This window comes from Streptomyces sp. NPDC091649 (assembly GCF_044756785.1).
Taxonomy (GTDB): domain Bacteria; phylum Actinomycetota; class Actinomycetes; order Streptomycetales; family Streptomycetaceae; genus Streptomyces.
Genome location: NZ_JBIVTR010000016.1, coordinates 144,892 through 164,576 on the forward strand (window position 1 = coordinate 144,892; position 19,685 = coordinate 164,576).

Consider the following 19,685-nt stretch of genomic DNA (forward strand, 5'->3'; position numbering starts at 1 on the left):
GACGTCGCCCGGCTCAGCAGCGGGCCTCAGCGGCCGACCGCACAGGCGTCCCCGTTGAGCATGAAGCGCGGCGGTGACGACGAGTCGCCGGTATGGGCGGCCAGGTAGCCGAGGCTGACGCTCGCTCCTGGAGCGATCGTGGCGTTGTGCGAGGCGTTGGCGGCCGTGATCGTGTTGCTTCCCTGGGTGAGGTCGGTGTTCCAGTCGGAGGTGACGGTCTGTCCGAGAGCCAGCGGGAACTCCAGTGTCCAGCCGTTCACCGGAGTGCTGCCGGTGTTGGTGACCGTCAGGTCGACCGTCGTACCGGTGCCCCATGCCCGCACGGTGGACTGCACCCGGCAGGTGGGTTCCTCCCGGGCGAAGGACACGCGGTGCAGGCCGCCCGGCAGGTCGTTGACCACGTAGAGCTCCCCGTCGACGGTCGTACCGATAGCCGTCACCTGGGTGGGCATACTCCCTATCTCTGCCTGCTCGTAGCCGCCTTCGCCATCGGGGCGCAGCGCCCAGACGGTGGACGAGCAGTAGTCGGTGGCGATGTACGTGCCCCCGACGAGGTCGGCGTGCTGCCGGCCCCGGTAGACATGACCGCCGATGACCGAACAGCCGCCAGTGTAGGGGGAGTAGGTGAAAACCGGCGCGGTGTACGTTTCGCCGGCGTCGCAGTCGCCGCCGCTGAACTTCTCCAGGCCCTCGTAGCAGGACCAGCCGAGATTCAGACCTCCCTGGCCGGGCCTGAGGTGATCGACCTCCTCCCACCGGCCCTGGCCGACGTCGCCGATCCACATCGAGCCGTCGACGCTGTCGAAGGAGAACCGCCACGGGTTGCGCAACCCGTACAGCCAGATCTCCTCGCGGGCCCCGGGGGTGCCCACGAAGGGGTTGTCCGCGGGAACGCAGTAGGGGAGGGGGCCGCAACCGCGGCTCACGTCGATGCGCATGATCTTGCCCAGCAGGGTGTCCAGCCGCTGCCCGGCACGGAGGGGGTCCGCGGAGCCGCCGCCGTCACCGATGCTCCAGTACAGGTAGCCGTCAGGACCGAACGCCAGCTGACCGCCATTGTGGTTGCTGAACTCGGCATGCGGCTGGGAGAGCAGGACCTCCAGGCGGGAATCGTCGAGCCGGTAGCGGGCGACGGTGACCGCACCGTCGGGCAGTGCCGTGTACGCCAGATACACGCTGCGGCTGTCGGCGAAGTCGGGCGGAACGGCGATGCCGAGCAGGCCGCGCTCGTTGCCCGACTCGTCCACGGCCGAGGTGATGTCGATGAGCGGCTCCGGGACCAGGCCGGTTCGGGGGTGGTAGGCCCGTACGGTCCCGGACTTCTCGGTGATGAACAAGCGGTCCGTGCCGTCGTCGGGGGCGACGACGGCGGTCGGTCGCCTCAGTCCGTGCGCGACCTGGGTGGTGGTCGCACGGAGCGACGGCAGAGGGACGGACGAGGGGTTCGCCGCCGCGTCGGCCGGCGTGGCGGTCGCCGTCGCCGTCGCGGGAGAGGGTGCCGCGAGGGACTGGGCGGCGGCGGGCGATGCGGTGAGGGTGGTCAACAGGAGGGCGAGCAGGAGCTGCCCGGTCCAGCGGCGTCGCGACATGTCGGCTCCGGAATCGAGGACGTCTGCACGGTGGTGGCGTCGGGACACGGGGAGCCCCGCCGGGCGTACGGCGTCCGGCGGGACCACCCGGTGAGCGGCTAGGTCAGCCGAAGTTCACATCACTGCACAGGAAATACGTCTGGTCCATGTGCGATGCCTGCCAGATCGTGTAGACCACGTGGTGCCCGGTGTAGCCGGACGTGCTCACGGGGATCGAGTAGTTCTGGCTGGGCCCGTACCTGCCGGTCTCCGCAACCAGTTCGAGGTCACCCCAGCGCAGTGCCTGGGTGGTGGGGTCGAAGCCCTGCCGGCTGACGTAGACCTCGAAGTAGTCCGCGCCGTGGCTGGCCTGGTCGTACAGCTCGACGGTGAAGTCATCGGCGATGTCCGTGGTCTTCCACGCGCCCACGGTGTCCAGCGCGTTGTAGCGACCGCCCTCGGTCCGACCGCCGCTGCACAGCTGTCCGTCCGGCACGACCGCCTGGAAGTCGCCCCCGGAACCGTTGCGGTACAGGCCGTTCCAGTTCCACATCGCGTTGGGGTTGGCCTGCCACGCCTGCCAGCACATCGGGTCCTGCTGTGCCATGGCCGGGTTCTGGAAGTCGCTGCCCCAGCGCTGCCAGCAGTCGTAGGCGCGTGATGCCGGGTCGACGACCGATCCGTGAGCCACGGCCGTGCCGCTCCAGGCGGTCATGCTGAGGAGCACCGCTGCGACGGTGCTCAGGACGAGCGTCAGGCTGCGCCCCAATCGAGTGTCGCGTGCATGACAATTCATGGCTTCTTCTTTCGGTGGGGGGAGCCGGGGAACCCGGCGGGGATGGGAGCGTGGGAGCGCTCCCGCGGTTCCACAGTGCGCGTGGCGTGGCGGGACGGGCAATATTCGTTCACGCCACTTCAACTCCGCATGGCGCAAATCCACTGCTGCTCTGCGGGCGGGCGGGCGGGCGTCGGGCCGGGCCTGGCGGTCGCGGCGTCTGGGCGACAGCGGGTCGAGGCGCTTCAGGTGCTGCGCGGCCCGGCGGCCCCCGGTCACGGGGCTCGTCGGCCACCTCGGTGCCCGAGTCCTGCTCGCGATGGCGCAGCGCCGACCGCTTGTGTACGTGCGGAAAGTCGGCAGCGAGCCGGAGCCGCCCACCGTTCCCTAGGGTTGTCCCGCCGGGAATTGCGGGACAACCCTAGGGAGCCGACGACTCAGAAGAGGGCGTCCTGGTCGGGCTCCTGCCGCCGCGGGGAGCCGACGCCCTTGCCCTCCCACTCGGCCTCCAAATTCTGGCGCCAGCCTTGGGGCGGAGGCCACGGGACGCCCCACTCGGCGAGCTGCTTCTTTGTCCAGCCGCCCTCAGGGGTCTGCGCGGCGGCCACTTCATCAGGTGACGGAACGTAGTTGGCCATGGAGCGATAATGCCTCAGAGCGCAGCCTCCGGGGTACACATATCGCCATTGCCTCTGCCCCGTCCTCGTAGCCCATGGCGGTCGGACAACAGGACTGTGCCCGCACGCGCGGGAGCATCCGTTGCGGTCGATGTGGACCGACGGTTCAAGCCGGCGCTACTTCGAATCGTCGGTCCCGATCCCGATCCCGATCCCGGTCCCGGTCAGCGGCGGCCGGCGGCAAGGATGACGAGGAACTGGCCGCCGCCCGGCTCGATGTCGGCGGTCACCGGCAGCCCCGGCAGCAGTCGGGAGAACCGGTCCACCAACCAGTCCGCCGCTTCTTGCGCATCCTGTCGGGTCGGACAACGACCGACCATCTCACGGCCCCCCTTGCGCTCCAGTCGGGAGGCAACAGCGATCAGCGGCGCGGGTTCGGCCACGTACGGGCCGTCCGGCCAGGGGATGACCACCTTGACCGCGCCCTTGCGCGAGTTGCACCCGCGGTGTGCGAGCCGCTCGGCGACCTTGGCCTTCCGGTCGGCGGTCCGGCTGTCGACACTGGGCCCCTGCGCGTCGTTCACCGACTTGTCGGGGTCGACCGGCTCGTCGCACACCCAGCATCGCCAGCCATCGCGCTCGGCCACATCATGGAGAAGGCTCATCCGAGCAACCTAGCCCCCTTGGACGCCACCCCGTGCACCAGGACCACGGCGGAGCCTCCGATCGGCAGACAAGGTCACGTCCGGAGCACCCTTGTGCGCGTGGGGGCCAGAGACCCGTCACCCCCAGTCGCCCGGCCACGAGGGGCCGAGCAGCCGCACCGCTCCAACTGGGCTGGGGGCGCTGAACCCGCCCGCCGCACGCTCGCGCCCCCGGAGGGCGTACCCGCCTGTTCACCCTGCTGTACGAGCGGCTGCTGATGAGCATCGACCAGGTCTGTCGTGCTCGTCCTCGCCGAGCCAGTGATGAACGCGGTCGCCGCAGACGCGGCGCTGGAAGTAGCCGACGAGACCCGGGTCGAGCTGGTCGTGGATCATCCGCCGGGCCGACGCGTCGCCCCGGCGGTAACCGACCCCGTTGACCGGCCGCTGCCCGAGGTTCCGGCCACGGTTACCGTCGACGAGGACGGCTGACGGGTCTGCTCCTCCTGGATGGACCCGCTCGCCTACGACCACCACGGATGGACCTCACCCCTCTGCGGGAATAACGTCTGGCCCTATTCCGACGCGCCGCTCGGGCGCAGCGGTGGACGCCCTTCCCGACGAGCGGCTGGAGTCGCCGATGCCGGAGACCGGGCTGCGTAGCGGGAGCGCGCTGCCGGGGCCCCGGGTAGCGTCGGACACGACCGAGGGAGGCATCACCGAGATGCAGGAGAACGGGGACCACGGAGACCGCAGCGAGCAGACGGCCCAGCGGCTCGTCGAGGCCGCCGGAGTCGTGATCGACCGGGCGGGGTACGCCGGTGCGTCGACCCCGGAGATCCTGCGCCAGGCCGGAGTCTCCCGCAGCGCCCTGTATCACCACTTCGAGGGGAAGAAGCAGCTCGGCGACGCGATCCTGGACCGCCAGCACGAGTTCTTCCAGAAGATCTCCGAACAGGCGGCGGCCGGTCCCGCCCCGCAGTTCTGGCTCCAGGCGCTGATCGACATCAGCCACCTCTACACCGCCGGCATCCTGGAGGACCCCGTCCTGCGGGCGGCCGTGCGCCTCAGCATCGAGCCGGGCCCCTACCTGACCGCCGAAAGCTACGCGAGCCCGCTGGGAGCCGTCACCGCGCTCCTCGAATCCGCCCGTGCCGCCGACGAGCTCCAGGACCACGTCACTCCGGAGGAGGCTTCCCGGACGCTCGTCGGCTGCTACAGCGGCGTGCAGCTGCTCGCACTCGCCCTCGACGAGCGCGACGCCCTGCACCAGCAGGTCAGCGCAATGTGGGCCCTGATCATGCCCGGCCTCGCCCGCCCGGCCGTCCTCACCCGACTGCGCCTGAGCGCGCCACCCGCAGGTACAGCGCGGCGGCAGTGAAACCCGGACCATAGGCCACCGCCACCGCCACCGCCACCGCCACCGCCACCGCCACCGCCACCGCCCCTGGCCCCTCGGCCGTGCCGTCGTTCATGGTCCGAGCCACCGGCTTGCGTGCCTCAGGCCGGGCCAGGTCAGCAGGTGCGGGAGTTGTAGGAGGCCCAGTAGGGGCCGCCCCCCTGCGGCGGGTAGAACCGGTAGTTCCCGTCGGGTGAACGCTGCAACACGAAGTCGTGCGAGCTGTACGCGCTCCTGGAACCTTTCACGCCGTCATACACGACATACAGCCACCCGTTCTGGTTGTCGCGCTGCGAGATCCTGTCCCCCGCCTTCGTCCAGCTGTTCCGACCGGCGGACCCGTCCACCACGAGGCCCTTGTCAGCCTGGAACTTCCTCGTCGCGGCATGAGTCTGGTCGCCGAAGACGCCATCGATCCCGGACGAGGGCAGGTAGCCGTGTGCCCAGAGAATTGTCTGCCACAGACAGGCGACGTTCGAGGAGCGGTGTGTGGCGACGTTGACGACGCCCTCGTCATCGAAGTCGTTGTTCACCGTGCCACCGCCGTGTACGTACGCCCTGCCGCTGTAGGAACCGCTGGCCGCAGCCGGTGTGGCGGTGGTGACGGTGACGGTCAAAGCCAACGCCGCGCCTACGGCCGGGGCAGCCGCTCTCCTCAGCACGCGGTGGATGGAGCGGGATGAAGACATGGATCTCCCTGGTTGAGACTCTTCGAGTGTGCTTACTGTGTGCGCGACTCTCATTCGCCGGAACACCATGCAAACCCCCGTGATCGAGTGTGCATTATGCGGCCCCGCACGACGAGCACAGTAGCGGGATCCGGTCACTGACTGTGCCGGTTGTTCGCCCCACAAGCGAGCGGCTGTCTCGAGCACCGTTCGAGCGATGTTCTGGGCACCGCCGCCCGGGCATCATCAGGTCCATGACACTTGCTGCTCGTCCAGGTTTCCAGTCCGCGTGGACGATGGCTCCCGCCCCGTACGACAACCCGGGAGTCCACCAGCTTCTGCTGGACCTTCACGACGAACAGCGTTCGATGTACGGCTTCGCTGACGACCCCGCTGATGCCTCCAGATCCCAGTTAGCGCCCCCACGCGGGCTGTTCCGGCGATGACCAGATAGGCGCCGGGCCACCGGTTCAGTTCCCGCCACCGCCCGGCCCGCACCGCGGGCAGCCGCACGGCGATCTGGTCGTCGTCGGCCCCGCAGTCCCCGATCACGGCCAGCGACACCGGCCCCTCGCCCACCGCCCGCGCCCGGTCCGTGGGCCGGCCCGCCGTCCAGGCCGCCTCGACGCCGGGCACCGGGTGCCCCTCCCGGGGCCGTCTGGCCTCTTCTGTACTTCCGTACCGTCCCGCGCTCCACCGCATCGCCGCCGTCTCCTTCACCCGTCGTCACGCCTGGTCAGGAACCGAAAAGAGCGCCGGGCCCGCCCGTATGTGCCCGAGCACAGGTATGGCGGGCGTGGCGCCCCTTGGGCCGGGCCGGACGGAGCGGCGTACACCCCCTCCGGCCCGGCGGACTCCAGGGTCAGGCGTTCTTGTACTGGGTGTCGTCGGCGGTGGACCACTGGATCGCCGGCACCATGCCGGCGGGGCAGACCGGCCGCTACCTGACGATCGCTCTCTCCCGCCGTCTCGGTCGGCCCTTGACCCCGGAAAATCTGGGCCTGCCGGTCCCGGCAGGCTGGGAGAACGACAGCATCGGACTGTCCCTCGGCGACGACCCGCTGGAGGCCCTGATGCCGATCTAAAGGGGTGACTTGGTCCGCCGACACTTCCTGTCCGGTGCCGCGTACTCGGTGGCCGCCGCCGTGCTGCCACTGGAACACGTCACCGACATCGCCTCCCGCGCCGCCAAGGCCCGCACCGGTGCCGTCGTCGGCCACGCGGACGTTGCCGCAGTGCGCGACATGGTCGCGATGTTCGCGGTGATGGACGAACGCCACGGCGGCCAGCACGGCCGTAGTGCACTGGTGCAGTACCTCATGTCGGACGTCGCGGCCCTGTGCCGGAGCCGCTTCAGCTCCGAGGACGACCACCGGCACATGCTGTCCGCCGCCGTCGGTGTTCACCAGGTTGGTTGGCGGGCCTACGACGGCGGTGAACAGGGCCTCGCGCAGAGGTATTACCTCCAGTCGTACGCCCTGGCCCGCGAATCGCGGATCACCGGGCACGACGCGTTCGTCATGAGGACCATGTCGCAGCAGGGCATGAAGCCGCACCGGCCCGAGCACTGCCTGACCCTGGCCGCCTCCGCCGTCGACAAGGTCCACGGGCGGGTCGACACCCAGACCGAGGCGCTGTTCGCCGTCACCCACGCGCACGCCCTCGCCAAAGCAGGCCAGCGGCAGGAAGCCGTCCGGGAGGCCGAGCGCGCCCCCGCAGCGCCCTGAGCTCGGCGAAGGGCGACGACGTGCCGTTCTGGGCCCTGTCGTGGGGGCCGCCCGCCGCCACCGTTCACAGCCGGACGGCGAAGGTCTATGAGACGTTCGGCGACCGGCGGCGGGCCGCGGCGATGTACGGGGCGGCAGCGACGAGCCGGCCTCCGGGCACCTACGCGCGGATCGTCGCCCTGGACCTGGTCGCGCAGGCCGAGACACAGGCTGCCGAGGGCAGCGTTGAGGAGGCGTGCGCCACCTGGGGGCGGGCGATCGACCACATGGACGGAGTGCAGTCGAAGCGGACCCGCCAGGCCGTGGGCGCCATGCGCCGCGACCTGTCCCGTTTCCGCGCCCGCGGACTGCGATGCGCCGCCGAACTCGACGAACGCGCCCGCGCTTTCCTCAGCACCCGCCGCTGACCTCACGCTCCGACCGGGGACAGGATGTGACGAACCCGGCCCGGTTCCGGCCCTCTCCGCCGGTGCCCGCTACGGTGACCGAGAACCCCGGCCGACTTCTGATGACCTGGAAGAACGCCTGTGATCCACCACCCGCAGTACCGCACCAAGGGCGCCCCCGTTCTCGGCGTTCCCCATGTCGCCCCGGGCCCGTTCGGCATCCACCGCCCCGAGGCGGAGACGGACGATCCGCCGCAGGACGCATACGTGCCCGCCCTTCCCGCCCCGCGCGAGCGCCGGGGCCGGTGAGCGGGATCCGACGGCGGGTTCTGGCCGCGTACACCACCGACCGGCACGACGAGCGCGACCGCGAACAGCTCCTCGCCCTGGGCGCGTGGCACGGCATCGGTGGACGAGGGGCCGACGCCTCATCTCGGGTTACCTCCAGTGGAACGGTGGGGAAACGGGGGTTGATACTGGTGGGATCGCCTATTCAACTGTCGCCAGTTCCGCCTGGGGCCCAGCCTGCTGGTGACCGTACGTGATCGTCGGCGTAGCGACTCCAGTCTTCTCCGACCTCGGATGCGAGGCGGGTCGCGATGACGTCGTGGTAGCCGAGGGCGTCGACGACGACGGGGCGGGCGTCTCCAGGACCCACTGCGCTCCGGTCGGGGCGGCGGCTGTGGGGACGCCGAGGTCGTTGAGCTGACCGGAGCGGGAGCCGTTCTCCACGGTGGCGTCGGCGAGGGCGAGCCAGGCCGACATCGACGCCGCGGGCTCAACGAGTCACCCCGACAGGTCGCGACACCTGGTTGCGGCACTAACCTGCGGTGGTGACCGGAACCGAGCTGGATGAGTTGATCGTTGCCGACGGCGCGGCGCTGCGCGCGTGGCTGCTGGACAACCACACCGCCTCTCCTGGCGTGTGGCTCGCCCTGACCAGGAAGGGCGGCACCGTTACCACGCTGACCTGGCAGCAGGCGGTCGACGAGGCACTGTGCTTCGGCTGGATCGACGGGCAGGCCCGCAAGCGCGACGAGGAGAGCTCCTGGCGGCGGTTCACCCCGCGCCGGCCCCGCAGCGTCTGGTCCCAGCGCAACGTCGCCAACGTGGCCCGGTTGGAGGCGGCCGGCCTGATGCAGCCCGCCGGCCGCGCCGCGGTCGACGCCGCGAAGGCCGACGGGCGGTGGACGGCTGCCTATGCGCCGTCATCGGAAGCGGAGGTGCCGGCCGACCTGCGCGTCGCGATCGACGCCGACCCAGCGGCGCAGGCGATGTTCGAGGTACTCACCAAGACCAACCGCTTCGCCCTCATCAGCCGGGTCAATGCCGTCAAGCGGGCCGAGACGCGCACCCGGAAGATCGCCGAGTGCGTGGCGATGCTGGTCCGGCACGAGACGGTCCACCCGCAGAGAGCCATGCCAGCGGACCCGCCGGCGTCGTGACCGGGCTCCTGCCGGAACGGACAAACCCAGCCTATTGAGCGGAACTGTTCTCGAAGCCCTGTCTCGTCCGCTTCAAGACGGGTGGAGGTCTCCGCTGGTGCGCGGCTGGCCGTATCGTTCGACGAGGGCGTTGCCGATCGAGGCCAGGTGGTCTCGGATCCCCGGAGGTCCGGTCACCTCGACCCATTCGACCAGCCCGGAGAGCTCGCCGGCGAGGATGTACTCGTTGGGGCCGCGGATCACGACCTCGATGCGGCCATCGGTCGTGGAACCTCCCACGTCGAGCCGGTCGCCGAGAGCCATCCGGAGTATGCCTATCCCGTCGGGTGTGCATACCGCCTGGACCTCCAGCGGCGTTCGTTTGCGATCGACCTCTTCGGCGATCTCATTCCAGCTCTCGGCAAGCTCGAAGTCCCCGGGGCGGTGCACAGGGTCGCCGGTCGGGTCGGCGGACGACACCCGGTCGATCCGGAAGATCCGTCGGCCGGTCTCGGTGTTGGAGACGAGATACCACACAGGACCTTTGGCGACGATGCCCAGCGGGTGGACGGTTCTCCGGGTCTCGACGCCTTTGCTGTCGACGTAGCCGAGCGACACCTGGACGCCGCTGATCACCGCGTCCTGGAGTTCGTCGAGGAAGCGAGGCGGCCGGTGCTCGATCCGGCTCGCCCCCCATCGCTGCGGGTCTACGACCAGCGACGCCGCCGCTGCCTCGGCCTGCACCTGGAAGGGCTTCGGTAGAGCATGGACGAGCTTGCGCAGAGCTGCTTTCATCGCCGGCGTCGCATCCGAGGCCGGACCGACAGCCAGGAACAGGGCGCGGGCCTCACTGGCGGTCAACCCGGACAGGTCGGTACGAGCGCCGCCCACGAGGCGCCAGCCGCCGCCTCGGCCCTGCACGGAGTACACGGGCACCCCGGCCATGGCCAGGGCGTCGAGGTCACGGCGGGCGGTGCGCTCGGAGACGTCCAGCTCTCGGGAGACCTCTGCGGCTGTCACCTGCTCGCGCCGTTGCAGCAAGAGGAGTACGGCCACCAGCCGATCGGATCGCATACAGACAAAACTTTCATAAAAACCGGTCATGAGGTGACCAGTTTGGATAGCAAGCTGGCGACACGACCTCATCGAGGAGGTCATGTCGCCAGCGAACGCCCCCAGAGAGGAAATGCAGTTGTCCAACCAAGCAGAATTTCCCGAGCCCACCCTCATCCAGGTCAACGGTGTGGAGCTCGAAGTCTTCGAGGCAGGCCGGGAAAACAAGGGCAAGCCCATCGTGCTCTGCCACGGCTGGCCGGAGCACGCCTTCTCCTGGCGTCACCTGATGCCCGTCCTCGCAGCGGCCGGCTACCACGTCATCGCACCGAACCAGCGGGGTTATGGCAACTCATCCCGCCCGACCGAGGTGACGGACTACGACATCGAACACCTGGCGGGTGACCTCGTCGCGCTCCTGGACCACTATGGCTACGAGGACGCCACCTTCGTCGGTCATGACTGGGGTGCGTTCGTCGTCTGGGGACTGACGCTGTTGCACCCCGACCGGGTGAACAAGCTGATCAACCTGAGCCTGCCTTACCAGGAGCGCGGAGAAACGCCGTGGATCGAGGTCATGGAAACCTTCCTCGGCGGCGACTTCTACTTCGTCCACTTCAACCGGCAGCCGGGCGTCGCGGACGCCGCATTTGACGCCAACACCTCCCAGTTCTTCCGCAACCTCTACCGGAAGAACGTGCCCCCCGCGCCCCCTGAGCCGGGCATGGCATTTATCAACCTCGCCAAGGCGGAAACACCACTCGGTGAGCCCATCATGAGCGACAGCGACCTTGCCGTCTACGTCTCCGCGTTCGAGACGTCGGGATTCACGGGCGGCATCAACTGGTACAGGAACCTCGACCGCAACTGGCACAAGCTGGCGGACGCGGACCCGATCATCAAGCAGCCCGCCCTCATGATCTACGGCGACCAGGACTTCGCGATCCCGAGGTTCGAAAGACTGGCGGAGTTCGTGCCCAATGTGGAAGTGGTCGGCCTGGACTGCGGTCACTGGATCCAGGAGGAAATGCCAGAAGAAACCAACCAGGTGATTTCGGAATGGTTGGAACGGCAGGCTAGTGTCCTGTGATCCGGTTCGTATCATCCTGAAGGCCGGGTTCTCGCATCACACCGATGACAAGTGGGCTGGCGAAATCAACTCTCGCCGGTTGTTTTGGGTGCCCAGCCGACCGGTGATCAGGGGGGTTACGTAGGACCTGCGGAAGGAGTGAAAGTCGAGCCCGTCGTCCAGGCCGAGAGCCTTGCGGTAGGCGATGAAGCGGGAGTTGAGGCGCCGGCAGCCAATCCGCAGGCCCCGCTCGGAGGGCCAGGCCGCCGGCTGTTGTCGGTGCCGAACAGCGGGCGGGCCTCGGTGAACCACTCGTCCAGAACGTCCGGGGTCCAGTCAAAGACAGTCAGAACCCCGCGGCGTTCGGGCGGCGAGCCCTTCTTGGCCTTGCGAACCGGGCCTGGCAGCGGCCGTACTCGCCGACTCGCCGCCGTGCGGGTTGCGGCCGAAGTCGGCTGCGTCGAGCATCCGAGTCTCGTTGCGCCGCGTCCCGAAGGCATAGGCGGTCTTGAACAGCGTCGCGTCGCGGCAGGCGGGCAGCCAGCCCTTGCGGCCGAAGGCCCGGATGCGAGCGACCTCGTCGTCGCAGTGCGCGAAGAAGGCGTGCAGCTCGGCCTTGGTGAACGCGCGCTTCTTGGCGTCCGCCTCGTTGCCCTGGACATGCACCGCGGTGTTCCACTCGTGCACCACCTGAACCGGGTGGGTCCCGAACCATTCCTCACAGGTGGCCGTCCACTCATAGAGCGGATCGGTGATGAAGTGGCAGAACGCCCGCACGGCCTCCGAGTACGACCGGATCGTGGAGCGCTTCAGGTCCCGCAGTGAACGCAGGTCCCCGAGCCACTCGTCGACCATCGCCGGCGTCCAGAACCAGGGATAGGTCTTCACGTAGGCCGCGAACGCCTTGACCGTGTTCTCCCGGCCCTCGACAGTCGTTCGGGCCAGATTCCGGGCGAGCTGCTGGTTGGCGAACCCAGTCAGCAGCGCAGTGAAGACCTGCACCTCGGGCCGCAGCAAGGCGACCCGTCGACCAGGTGCAGCCCGGCCGCCCCCGGTATCGGCCCGTTGAACCCCACCGATTCACCACCCTCCGTGACTCGCATCAGATGCGAGAAAACCGCATCCTATGCGACTCGCCGGCAGAGCCCCAGGTCAACCCCCCACGTAGACCGCGATGAGGTCCGCGACGCGGGTATCGTCACTGCCCGAGACCACGCTCAAGTCCGCAGGTCCGCAGCACGATTTGCCTTGCTTCCCCGGGAGATTCACCGCCCATCGCGAGTTCGCATCCGATGCAATTGGCGGCGGTTGGAACATTGGAGCGAAAACCGGCGTTAAGCCTCCGACGCCCCTGGTGGGCGGCTGACGGAGGGGTCGGCGGGGCGGACCGGTCTGAAGCCGTCCTACGGATAACTGCTCTGTTATCTGTGGAAGCCTGGTGCGTCACCTGCGGTGACGTTCGCCGGGTTGTACGTGAAGAGACCCTGTTATCCGTGGCAAGAGGGAAGCGGTGTCCACCGTCGTGCAGTTGCCGACTGGGAAGGCGTTGACCGTCCGCGCGGCGGTGGGCGCCTTCCTCGACTCGCTGCGCAATCCGAACAGGGTTCGCAGCTACGGAGTCGGCGTTGGTAAGACCGCCGAGCGGGTCGGGGAGGCTCGCCCGTTGGGGTCGGTCGCGGACGGCGAGATCGGCGAGGCCCTGGAACGGCTGTGGGGCACCGCAGCGGTCAACACCTGGAACGCCCGCCGGGCGGCGGTGCTCTCCTGGCTGGGCTGGTGCGCGGAGTACGGCTACGACGGTCCGGTGGTCCCGGCCTGGACGAAGCGGCTGGCGGTGCCGGACTCCGAGACCCCGGCCCGCTCCAAGGTGGCGGTGGACCGGCTGATCGCCCGCCGCGATGTCCACCTGCGGGAGAAGACGCTGTGGCGGATGTTCTACGAGACCGCCGCCCGCGCGGAGGAGATTCTCGGTGTGAACATCGAGGACCTGGACCTCGCCGCACGCCGCTGTCCCGTCAAGGCCAAGGGTGCCCGTAGCAAAGCCCGCCGCCGCGGGCAGGCCCGGGAGGGCTTCGTACCGGAGACCGTCTACTGGGACGCCGGCACCGCCCGGCTCCTGCCCCGCCTGCTGCGCGGCCGGGCCCGCGGCCCGGTGTTCGTCACCCACCGCCGACCCGGCCCGGGGAAGGCGGTCAGCCCGCGCGACGTGTGCCCGGACACCGGCCTGGCTCGCCTCTCCTACGGACAGGCCCGCGCGCTGCTGGACGAGCACACCGCCGTGCGCGGGCCGGGGACCGGCTGGGACCTGCACGAGTACCGCCGCTCCGCCCTGACCCGTCCCGGCGAGCAAGGTGCCTCCCTGCTGATGCTGATGGCGAAGTCGCGGCACAGGAGGCCGGAGAACGTCCGCCGGTACTTCAAGCCGACTCCCGAGGCGATCTCGGAGCTGACCAGCCTCCTGGCGCCCGGCGACGCGCGGCGCTGAGTCACCTGTCTGGGCGTAACGAGAGAGCCGGGCCCGGAAGCCGCTTCGTCCACAAGGATGGCGTTGTGTCAGACAAGGAATCGCCGACGGCCCTACGGATCTGTTCGAATGTCGAGGAGAACGGGGTGTCGTGCCGAAAAGCGGCCTGACGTTCGAGGATCTACCGTCTCTCTTATGCGCAGCACACACACTGTGGGGCTCAGCGATGCCCGCCGGATCATCGACGCGGGCATCGCCGAGGCGGACCGTATCGGCTCTCCCAGCAACATCGCCGTCGCTGACGCGGGCGGCAGTCTGGTCGCTCACGTGCGGATGGACGGAGCCCAGCTCGGCAGCATCGAGCATTCCATCGACAAGGCGCACACCAGCGTTCTGTTCCGTTCGGCCACCGGCGATCTGACCCGGGACTCCGAGCCGGGTGGGCAGTTCTGGGGGATGGCCCTGTCCGGGCTGGGCCGGGTACTGGTTTTCGCGGGCGGGGTGCCGCTCAGGGTCGACGGCGAGGTGGTGGGCGCGGTCGGGGTCAGCGGCGGCTCACGCGAGCAGGACACCACCGTGGCAGAGGCCGCAGCCGCAGCCTTGTAGACAAACCGACCGCGGATACGACGGCAGGGGCAGCGGCAGGGGCAGCGGCAGGGCAGCCGATCGGCGTCTGGAACAGGCCGGACACCAGCACAGGAAGGCTCAACAATCATGGCGGGACCGATTCTCATCACCGGAGCGGGCAGCGGCTTCGGCAAGGAGGTCGCGCTGCGGCTCGCGGCCGGCGGGCACCAGGTGATCGCAGGCGTGGAGATCATCGCCCAGGTCACCGCGCTCCGGGCAGAGGCCCGGGAGCGGGGGGTCGACCTGCGCGTCGAGAAACTCGACGTCACCGACCCCGGCGACCGCGAGAACGCCTGGACCTGGGACGTCGAGATCCTCCTCAACAACGCAGGTGTCTCCGAAGGCGGGGCCACCGCCGACATCCCGGAGGAACGGCTGCGCCGCCAGTTCGAGGCCAATGTCTTCGGGCCCGTCCTGCTCACCCAGGGCATCGCCCGGCAGATGGCCGCGCGCCGCAGTGGGCGCATCGTCTTCATGTCCTCGGTCGCCGGTCTCACCGTCGACCCGTTCACCGGTGCCTACGCCGGATCGAAGCACGCGGTCGAGGCGTTCGCCGACGCGTTGGACCAGGAGCTGGCCGAGTTCGGCGTCACGGTCGCCACCATCAACCCCGGCCCGTTCCTGACCGGCTTCAACGACACCATGTTCGAGACGTGGAAGGAATGGCGCGACGACCCCGCCGGCCGCCTCTACGACTACGCCGAACTGGCCTTCCCGCACGAGCAGTACGACCCCGAGCCGGTCTACGAGCGCACGGTACGGGTCCTGCTCGGCGAGGACCGGCGCTACCGCAACCTGCTGCCCGAAGAGATGGAGCCGCAGGCCCGCCACCAGGTCGACGCCCTGTGGGACCGACAGCTCAACGACGGCAGCCGCCCCGCCCTTGTGCAGAAGGCGTACGACATCAGTCCGGGCACACCGGTCGAGGACTGACGCCCGGGGCGCGGTCCGTACGGGTTCCCGCACTGCAGTCCGGCAGAGCCCTTCCAGGGCGTTCTCCGTCGTTCAGCACCCACCGCGACAGCAGCCACGTGTGCCCTGGGCGCGTCGATCACCACGCAGTGGTGATGCTCCTTGCCGATGCCCGCTCCGGCCCAGATCTCGGGCACGGCCACCTCCGTCGCTCGTCGTACACAAACCCAGCAGACGACTCGCCGACGTTGTCCTACAGAGCGATCGCGTCGCGTCTCCCAATTAGCGATCGAGTCGTCGCGAGGCCCTGGGCGGCCAAGCTTCTCGAGCCATCCGACGGCGGCACCATGCCAGCCAAACCCAGGACCCCTGGGCCCGCCGATCTTAGGAATGACCAGCTCAGACCCACAACTAAGAAGGTAGGACACCATGGCGGACAAACCCCTCAGCGGCCGCCGCATCCTGGCGATCGTCACGAACTACGGTGTCGAGCAGGACGAACTCATCGTCCCGACCGAGCGGCTGCGCGGGCGGAGCTGAGGTCACAGTCGCCGCCGCCGAAGACCGCCCAATCGGAGGCAAGGCCCTCACGTCTTGAAGGGTGTGCACGAAGGTGACAAGCCCGCTGCCGACGAAGCGGTGTGAAACGCCCCAGGCGGCCGGCAGGCCGCCGGGGGCGTCGTGAACACTGCGTCGGCGTCTCGCTCACGGTGCCGCGTGGGTCGCCGGGCACTCGTGCTGATGGGGCGGAGGTCCCACGACGTTGAGGATCGGGCCTTCTCCGTCCGGGATTTCGAAGACGAAGATGACGCCGGAGGACGTCGCCTGGATAGCGCATTGGTTGTCGAAGGTGAGGGGTGTGTAAGGCTGCCAGGCGCAACCGGCGCGGTCGAGGGAAGCGATCACGTCGGCGTACTTGGGTTGGCCGGGGAACCTATCCCGGCCGACCGGGCCGACCGGGAGGTTGATGACATCACGCCAGGTCTGGAGGCAGATCAGGGTGACCTTCTGGCAGCGGCAGACACTGAGCTCAAGGTCGTCGTAAGCGAACAGGCGTGGCCATGACCGGCGCTTTCCGATGGCCACTTCCCAAGGCTCACCGAGCGCTGCGGTGACCTGGTCCCAGGCCGCGCCGTTCTCAACTGGCTTCGTAGGTGGCAACGGAGAACGTTTGTCGTGGAGTTTCGGCAGCAGTGGGTGATCAACTGGCTGCGGGATGTTGGTGAGAATCAGTAACACCCACCTCGGCGCCATGTGTGTCGGCGGGCTAAGGAATGATGCTTCCGTTCGAAGCCGGTGGGAGGGGCTGTGGTGGAAGACGATCTGGGCGAGCTGATTTATCTGGCCGATCCGCCGGGGACGAGCGGTCACGTTGTCTCGCTGCGGGTGCTGGCGCGGCCGGCCCCAGGCGGGGATGTCTTGGACTGTGAGTTCGTCGTGGAGACCGAGACAGTTAAGGGCAGCTTCCCTGTCTATGTGACGTCCGATGACCTCGATGACTGGGAAGAGGCTCTGGGGGCGCTTGCGGGGAATCGGTTCGTGTCGTGGCTGAACTCGGGACGGACCGTGCAGTTCAAGATCAAGCCGGTGAGTCCTGGTGTGATCGCGGTGTCGGTCCATGACGGTCCGTCGTCACAGGTGACGGTCAGCGTGCCCCTCTTTCCGGCGACTGGCTGGATCGATGATCAGCGTGCGCGTCTCGAAAAGGTGCGGCGGTTGTTCTCTGGCTGACCGTCCTGTGCGGTGCTGCTCGGCGTGTTTGTCAGCCGGCTGCCTGTTGTTCGGCGCGTGCTCGGGTGGTGGCGAGTCGGTAGGAGTCGGTGCCGGTTTCGATGATGTTGCCGCCGAAGGTGGGGCGGTCGACGATGGCCGCGCAGAGGCGGGGGTCGGTGAATATCTTGGTCCAGCCGGAGAAGGACTCGTTGGAGGCGATGGCGACGCTGTTCTTCTCCTCGCGTTCGGTCAGGACCTGGAAGAGGAGTTCGGCGCCCCGGCGGTCGAGTTCCATGTAGCCGAGTTCGTCGATGCAGAGCAGGTCGACGCGGCCGTAGCGGGCGATGGTCTTGGTCAGCTGCTTCTCGTCGGCGGCCTCGACCAGCTCGTTGACCAGCTTCGTCGCCAGGACGTACTTGGCCCGGTAGCCGGCCATCGCGGCCTCGGTGCCCAGTGCGATCAGCAGGTGCGACTCGCCGGTGCCGGAGTCCCCGATGAGGCAGAGGGGCAGGCCCTTCTTGATCCATTCGCACTTGGCGAGGGTGTGGATCATTGCTGCGTCGATGTTGGGGTTCGCGTCGAAGTCGAACTAGCGCAGAGACTTGTCGCGGGGGAACCCGGCGGCCTTGATGCGGCGCTCGGTGCGGCGGCGGGCCCGGTCGTCGCACTCCGCCAGGAGGAGCTCGGCGAGGAAGCCGAGATAGGACATCTGCTCGCGTTCAGCGGTCTCGGCCACATCCGAGAATTGGGACCGGATGGTGGGCAGGCGGAGCATGCGGCATGCCTGGTCGACGCCGGTGGTGGCGGCCTGCTCGGTGAGTCCTCGCTGGCAGGGAAGGGACACGGTGATCTCCTCTATGACTGGGTGGGGCGGTCGGGTGGGCGGAGTCGTAGAAGCTGGTCGTAGTGGGCGACAGACGGGAGAGGCCGCTTGTCCGGCGGCAGATGAGCCCGGACGGCTGCTGGCAGCTGGGCCATGCCGGTCTGACTGCCGAGCGCGGCCGACGACGGAGCCTGCTCGGGATCGTTTTCGGCATCTGCCGCCTTGCGTGCCTCCAGAGCGACGGCATCCGCGGTCAGGGCACCGCTCTTCAAGGCCGCTGCGAGCCCCGCGACGAGTTGCTCGTGCGGCAGATGGCGGCTGAGCAGGAGGACCTCGATCAGGGCCCGGGTGCCCTCGCGTTCGCCGTGTGCTTTGACCGCGGCTGCCCACCAGGCGTCGTGGATCGGCGTGAACCGGCCGGCAGCCCTGGCCTGATCGAGGGCTGTGGCACCGGGCAAGGCGCCGGGCTTGCGGATCAGGGCTTCCAGGTAGTGGTCGAGATCGAGGCGGGAGTCGTTGCGGGCGATAAGCCGCTCGTGCCGGGCAACCTCCTCGCGGCCGTCGTAGACCACCAGCTCGGAGGCGTGGAGCATGACGCGGACAGTGCGCCCGATCAGCCGGACCGGGACCGAGTAGCGGTTCATCCGGACGCAGATCTGGCTGTAGCGGTCGACTCGTGGTGTCGACAGCCTGTCTGTCTCGAACGGTTCTTCCGGCAGCGGCGCCAAGAGCGGCTGCTCGGCCGCGAAGTACTCACCGATCGTGCGAGGGCGGGAGCGGATCCGGCGGGCGTCGTCCTGCTGGTTCCACCGGTCGATCATCTCGTTGAGTTCGGCGAGGGTGGCCACTTCGGGGACGGGGGCCAGGTGGTTGCGGCGGAACCAGCCGATCTGGCCCTCGACTCCGCCCTTCTCATGGGCGCCGCGGATGCCGGGCTGGCAGTAGAGCGCATCCAGGCCGTAGTGGGAGCGGAAGGCAGTCCAGCGTTCGGCTTCGATGCGGCCGCGTGAGAGGCCCAGCACCTGGGCGACGGCGGCTCTAAGGTTGTCGTAGCGGACCTTCCCGGTCGGCACTCCGCCCAGCACGTTGAGAGCGTGGACGTGGCCTTCGAAGAACGCCTCCTGCCCTGCCGAGGCGAAGATGCGGTGGACGGCCTTGCCCGAGTACGACAGCCGGAAGGCAAACAGGTAGCAGGTCACCAGCTTGCCGGCCAACTTGATGGTGACGTCTCCGAAGTCGACCTCGGCCTCGGCTCCGGGCCGGTGGGTCTGCGGGACGAACGCGTCAACCACCCCTTGCCGGCCTGGAGACGGATTTCCCCACGGCATTCGGCGTCGTAGGTACGGACCATTTGGTAGGAGATGTCGACGGCGTCGTGCTCGTCGAGAAGCCGGTCGTAGATCCGCTTGACCGTGTGCCGCTGCTTCCGCGGCGCGGTCAAGTCCGCCTTCAGGATCGCGTCGATCACCGGCTTGTAGGGATCCAGGCGCGTCGCGCGCGGCCTCATCTTCTTGCGCGGCTCCGGCAGGGCCGACACCAGAGCCCGCTGCACGGTCTCGTAGCCGACGCCGTACTTCCGCATGAGCGCGCGCGTCGCCATGCCTGTCCTGGCGTCACGGCGGATCGCCGCGTACAGATCGACCTTGGACTTCGGCAACACCCGGGCCCCCTCGTCGTGCAGAGCACAACCATGGTCCCGAAGCAAGCACCGAGGTGTTTCCAGAACTCAGCGACATCACTCTCCCGTGGAACCGGGTGTTCCCGCCGCTGAGCATCAGACGTTCCTGAAACTCACCTACAGAGCCACTCAACCGGC

At 68.7% G+C, this 19,685-nt stretch carries 21 protein-coding genes and 3 pseudogenes; 13 read left to right on the forward strand and 11 right to left on the reverse strand.

Annotated features, from left to right (window positions below):
• Positions 1-26: 26 nt before the first annotated feature.
• The 4 genes from ACIQMU_RS24640 to ACIQMU_RS24655 all read right to left on the reverse strand — a co-directional run bounded on the left by ACIQMU_RS24640 (position 27) and on the right by ACIQMU_RS24655 (position 3,625).
• Positions 27-1,589 (reverse strand): PQQ-dependent sugar dehydrogenase, encoded by a 1,563-nt coding sequence (locus ACIQMU_RS24640; RefSeq protein WP_402689688.1) that lies wholly within the window; start codon positions 1,587-1,589, stop codon positions 27-29.
• 103 nt (positions 1,590-1,692) lie between these two features.
• Complete coding sequence (locus ACIQMU_RS24645) at positions 1,693-2,364, reverse strand: lytic polysaccharide monooxygenase (protein WP_402689689.1); 672 nt, start codon at positions 2,362-2,364, stop codon at positions 1,693-1,695.
• Between the two features lie 416 nt (positions 2,365-2,780).
• Positions 2,781-2,981 (reverse strand): hypothetical protein, encoded by a 201-nt coding sequence (locus ACIQMU_RS24650; RefSeq protein WP_352242049.1) that lies wholly within the window; start codon positions 2,979-2,981, stop codon positions 2,781-2,783.
• 203 nt (positions 2,982-3,184) lie between these two features.
• Positions 3,185-3,625, reverse strand: coding sequence for a hypothetical protein (locus tag ACIQMU_RS24655; protein ID WP_352242048.1), 441 nt, complete (start codon positions 3,623-3,625; stop codon positions 3,185-3,187).
• A 279-nt stretch (positions 3,626-3,904) separates the two neighbouring features.
• Between ACIQMU_RS24655 and ACIQMU_RS24660 the strand changes: the two genes are divergently transcribed.
• Positions 3,905-4,096 carry a hypothetical protein gene (locus tag ACIQMU_RS24660; protein ID WP_352242047.1) on the forward strand — a complete coding sequence of 64 codons (192 nt, stop codon included), beginning with the start codon at positions 3,905-3,907 and terminating at the stop codon, positions 4,094-4,096.
• A gap of 232 nt (positions 4,097-4,328) precedes the next feature.
• The gene (locus ACIQMU_RS24665) at positions 4,329-4,985 is read left to right on the forward strand and encodes a ScbR family autoregulator-binding transcription factor (protein WP_352242156.1); all 657 of its coding nucleotides are present in this window, start codon (positions 4,329-4,331) and stop codon (positions 4,983-4,985) included.
• A gap of 134 nt (positions 4,986-5,119) precedes the next feature.
• Here the strand turns inward: ACIQMU_RS24665 and ACIQMU_RS24670 are convergent, their stop codons facing one another.
• Complete coding sequence (locus tag ACIQMU_RS24670; protein ID WP_352242046.1) at positions 5,120-5,692, reverse strand: peptidoglycan-binding domain-containing protein; 573 nt, start codon at positions 5,690-5,692, stop codon at positions 5,120-5,122.
• A gap of 851 nt (positions 5,693-6,543) precedes the next feature.
• Here ACIQMU_RS24670 and ACIQMU_RS24675 point away from each other — a divergent pair.
• The 4 genes from ACIQMU_RS24675 to ACIQMU_RS24690 all read left to right on the forward strand — a co-directional run bounded on the left by ACIQMU_RS24675 (position 6,544) and on the right by ACIQMU_RS24690 (position 8,093).
• Entirely contained in the window at positions 6,544-6,756 is a 213-nt protein-coding gene (locus ACIQMU_RS24675) for a hypothetical protein (RefSeq protein ID WP_402689690.1), read from the forward strand.
• 9 nt (positions 6,757-6,765) lie between these two features.
• Positions 6,766-7,398 (forward strand): hypothetical protein, encoded by a 633-nt coding sequence (locus ACIQMU_RS24680; protein WP_402689691.1) that lies wholly within the window; start codon positions 6,766-6,768, stop codon positions 7,396-7,398.
• Between the two features lie 20 nt (positions 7,399-7,418).
• Positions 7,419-7,805, forward strand: coding sequence for a hypothetical protein (locus ACIQMU_RS24685; protein WP_402689692.1), 387 nt, complete (start codon positions 7,419-7,421; stop codon positions 7,803-7,805).
• A gap of 120 nt (positions 7,806-7,925) precedes the next feature.
• Positions 7,926-8,093 (forward strand): hypothetical protein, encoded by a 168-nt coding sequence (locus tag ACIQMU_RS24690; RefSeq protein ID WP_352242042.1) that lies wholly within the window; start codon positions 7,926-7,928, stop codon positions 8,091-8,093.
• 180 nt (positions 8,094-8,273) lie between these two features.
• Here ACIQMU_RS24690 and ACIQMU_RS24695 read toward each other — a convergent pair whose 3' ends face one another.
• A complete protein-coding gene (locus ACIQMU_RS24695; protein WP_402689693.1) occupies positions 8,274-8,549 on the reverse strand; it encodes a hypothetical protein in 276 nt (91 codons plus the stop codon).
• Positions 8,550-8,614: 65 nt separating this feature from the next.
• Between ACIQMU_RS24695 and ACIQMU_RS24700 the strand changes: the two genes are divergently transcribed.
• Positions 8,615-9,229, forward strand: coding sequence for a YdeI family protein (locus ACIQMU_RS24700; RefSeq protein ID WP_402689694.1), 615 nt, complete (start codon positions 8,615-8,617; stop codon positions 9,227-9,229).
• 72 nt (positions 9,230-9,301) lie between these two features.
• Here ACIQMU_RS24700 and ACIQMU_RS24705 read toward each other — a convergent pair whose 3' ends face one another.
• Positions 9,302-10,282, reverse strand: a complete 981-nt coding sequence (locus ACIQMU_RS24705; RefSeq protein ID WP_352242040.1) for a WYL domain-containing protein — start codon at positions 10,280-10,282, stop codon at positions 9,302-9,304.
• A 118-nt stretch (positions 10,283-10,400) separates the two neighbouring features.
• Here ACIQMU_RS24705 and ACIQMU_RS24710 point away from each other — a divergent pair, with 118 nt between their 5' ends.
• Entirely contained in the window at positions 10,401-11,351 is a 951-nt protein-coding gene (locus ACIQMU_RS24710) for an alpha/beta fold hydrolase (protein WP_402689704.1), read from the forward strand.
• A gap of 315 nt (positions 11,352-11,666) precedes the next feature.
• Here ACIQMU_RS24710 and ACIQMU_RS24715 read toward each other — a convergent pair whose 3' ends face one another.
• Entirely contained in the window at positions 11,667-12,347 is a 681-nt protein-coding gene (locus ACIQMU_RS24715; RefSeq protein WP_402689695.1) for a hypothetical protein, read from the reverse strand.
• Between the two features lie 493 nt (positions 12,348-12,840).
• Between ACIQMU_RS24715 and ACIQMU_RS24720 the strand changes: the two genes are divergently transcribed.
• From ACIQMU_RS24720 to ACIQMU_RS24735, 4 genes and pseudogenes are all read left to right on the forward strand, one after another.
• The gene (locus tag ACIQMU_RS24720; RefSeq protein WP_352242038.1) at positions 12,841-13,815 is read left to right on the forward strand and encodes a site-specific integrase; all 975 of its coding nucleotides are present in this window, start codon (positions 12,841-12,843) and stop codon (positions 13,813-13,815) included.
• Positions 13,816-13,989: 174 nt separating this feature from the next.
• On the forward strand, positions 13,990-14,400 hold the full coding sequence (locus ACIQMU_RS24725; RefSeq protein WP_352242037.1) for a heme-binding protein: 411 nt from the start codon (positions 13,990-13,992) through the stop codon (positions 14,398-14,400).
• Positions 14,401-14,508: 108 nt separating this feature from the next.
• Complete coding sequence (locus ACIQMU_RS24730; protein ID WP_402689696.1) at positions 14,509-15,354, forward strand: SDR family oxidoreductase; 846 nt, start codon at positions 14,509-14,511, stop codon at positions 15,352-15,354.
• A gap of 408 nt (positions 15,355-15,762) precedes the next feature.
• Positions 15,763-15,907: pseudogene (locus tag ACIQMU_RS24735) on the forward strand (protease); the annotation flags it as partial.
• Between the two features lie 131 nt (positions 15,908-16,038).
• Here ACIQMU_RS24735 and ACIQMU_RS24740 read toward each other — a convergent pair.
• Positions 16,039-16,572: a hypothetical protein gene (locus ACIQMU_RS24740; RefSeq protein ID WP_402689697.1), complete on the reverse strand. Its 534-nt coding sequence runs from the start codon at positions 16,570-16,572 to the stop codon at positions 16,039-16,041.
• A gap of 72 nt (positions 16,573-16,644) precedes the next feature.
• Here ACIQMU_RS24740 and ACIQMU_RS24745 point away from each other — a divergent pair, with 72 nt between their 5' ends.
• Positions 16,645-17,064 carry a DUF5959 family protein gene (locus tag ACIQMU_RS24745; RefSeq protein WP_360381938.1) on the forward strand — a complete coding sequence of 140 codons (420 nt, stop codon included), beginning with the start codon at positions 16,645-16,647 and terminating at the stop codon, positions 17,062-17,064.
• A 31-nt stretch (positions 17,065-17,095) separates the two neighbouring features.
• Here the strand turns inward: ACIQMU_RS24745 and istB are convergent.
• Together istB and istA are read right to left on the reverse strand one after the other, a co-directional pair.
• Positions 17,096-17,890, reverse strand: a pseudogene (gene istB, locus ACIQMU_RS24750) (IS21-like element helper ATPase IstB).
• An 11-nt stretch (positions 17,891-17,901) separates the two neighbouring features.
• Positions 17,902-19,469: pseudogene (gene istA, locus ACIQMU_RS24755) on the reverse strand (IS21 family transposase).
• Between the last annotated feature and the right edge of the window lie 216 nt (positions 19,470-19,685).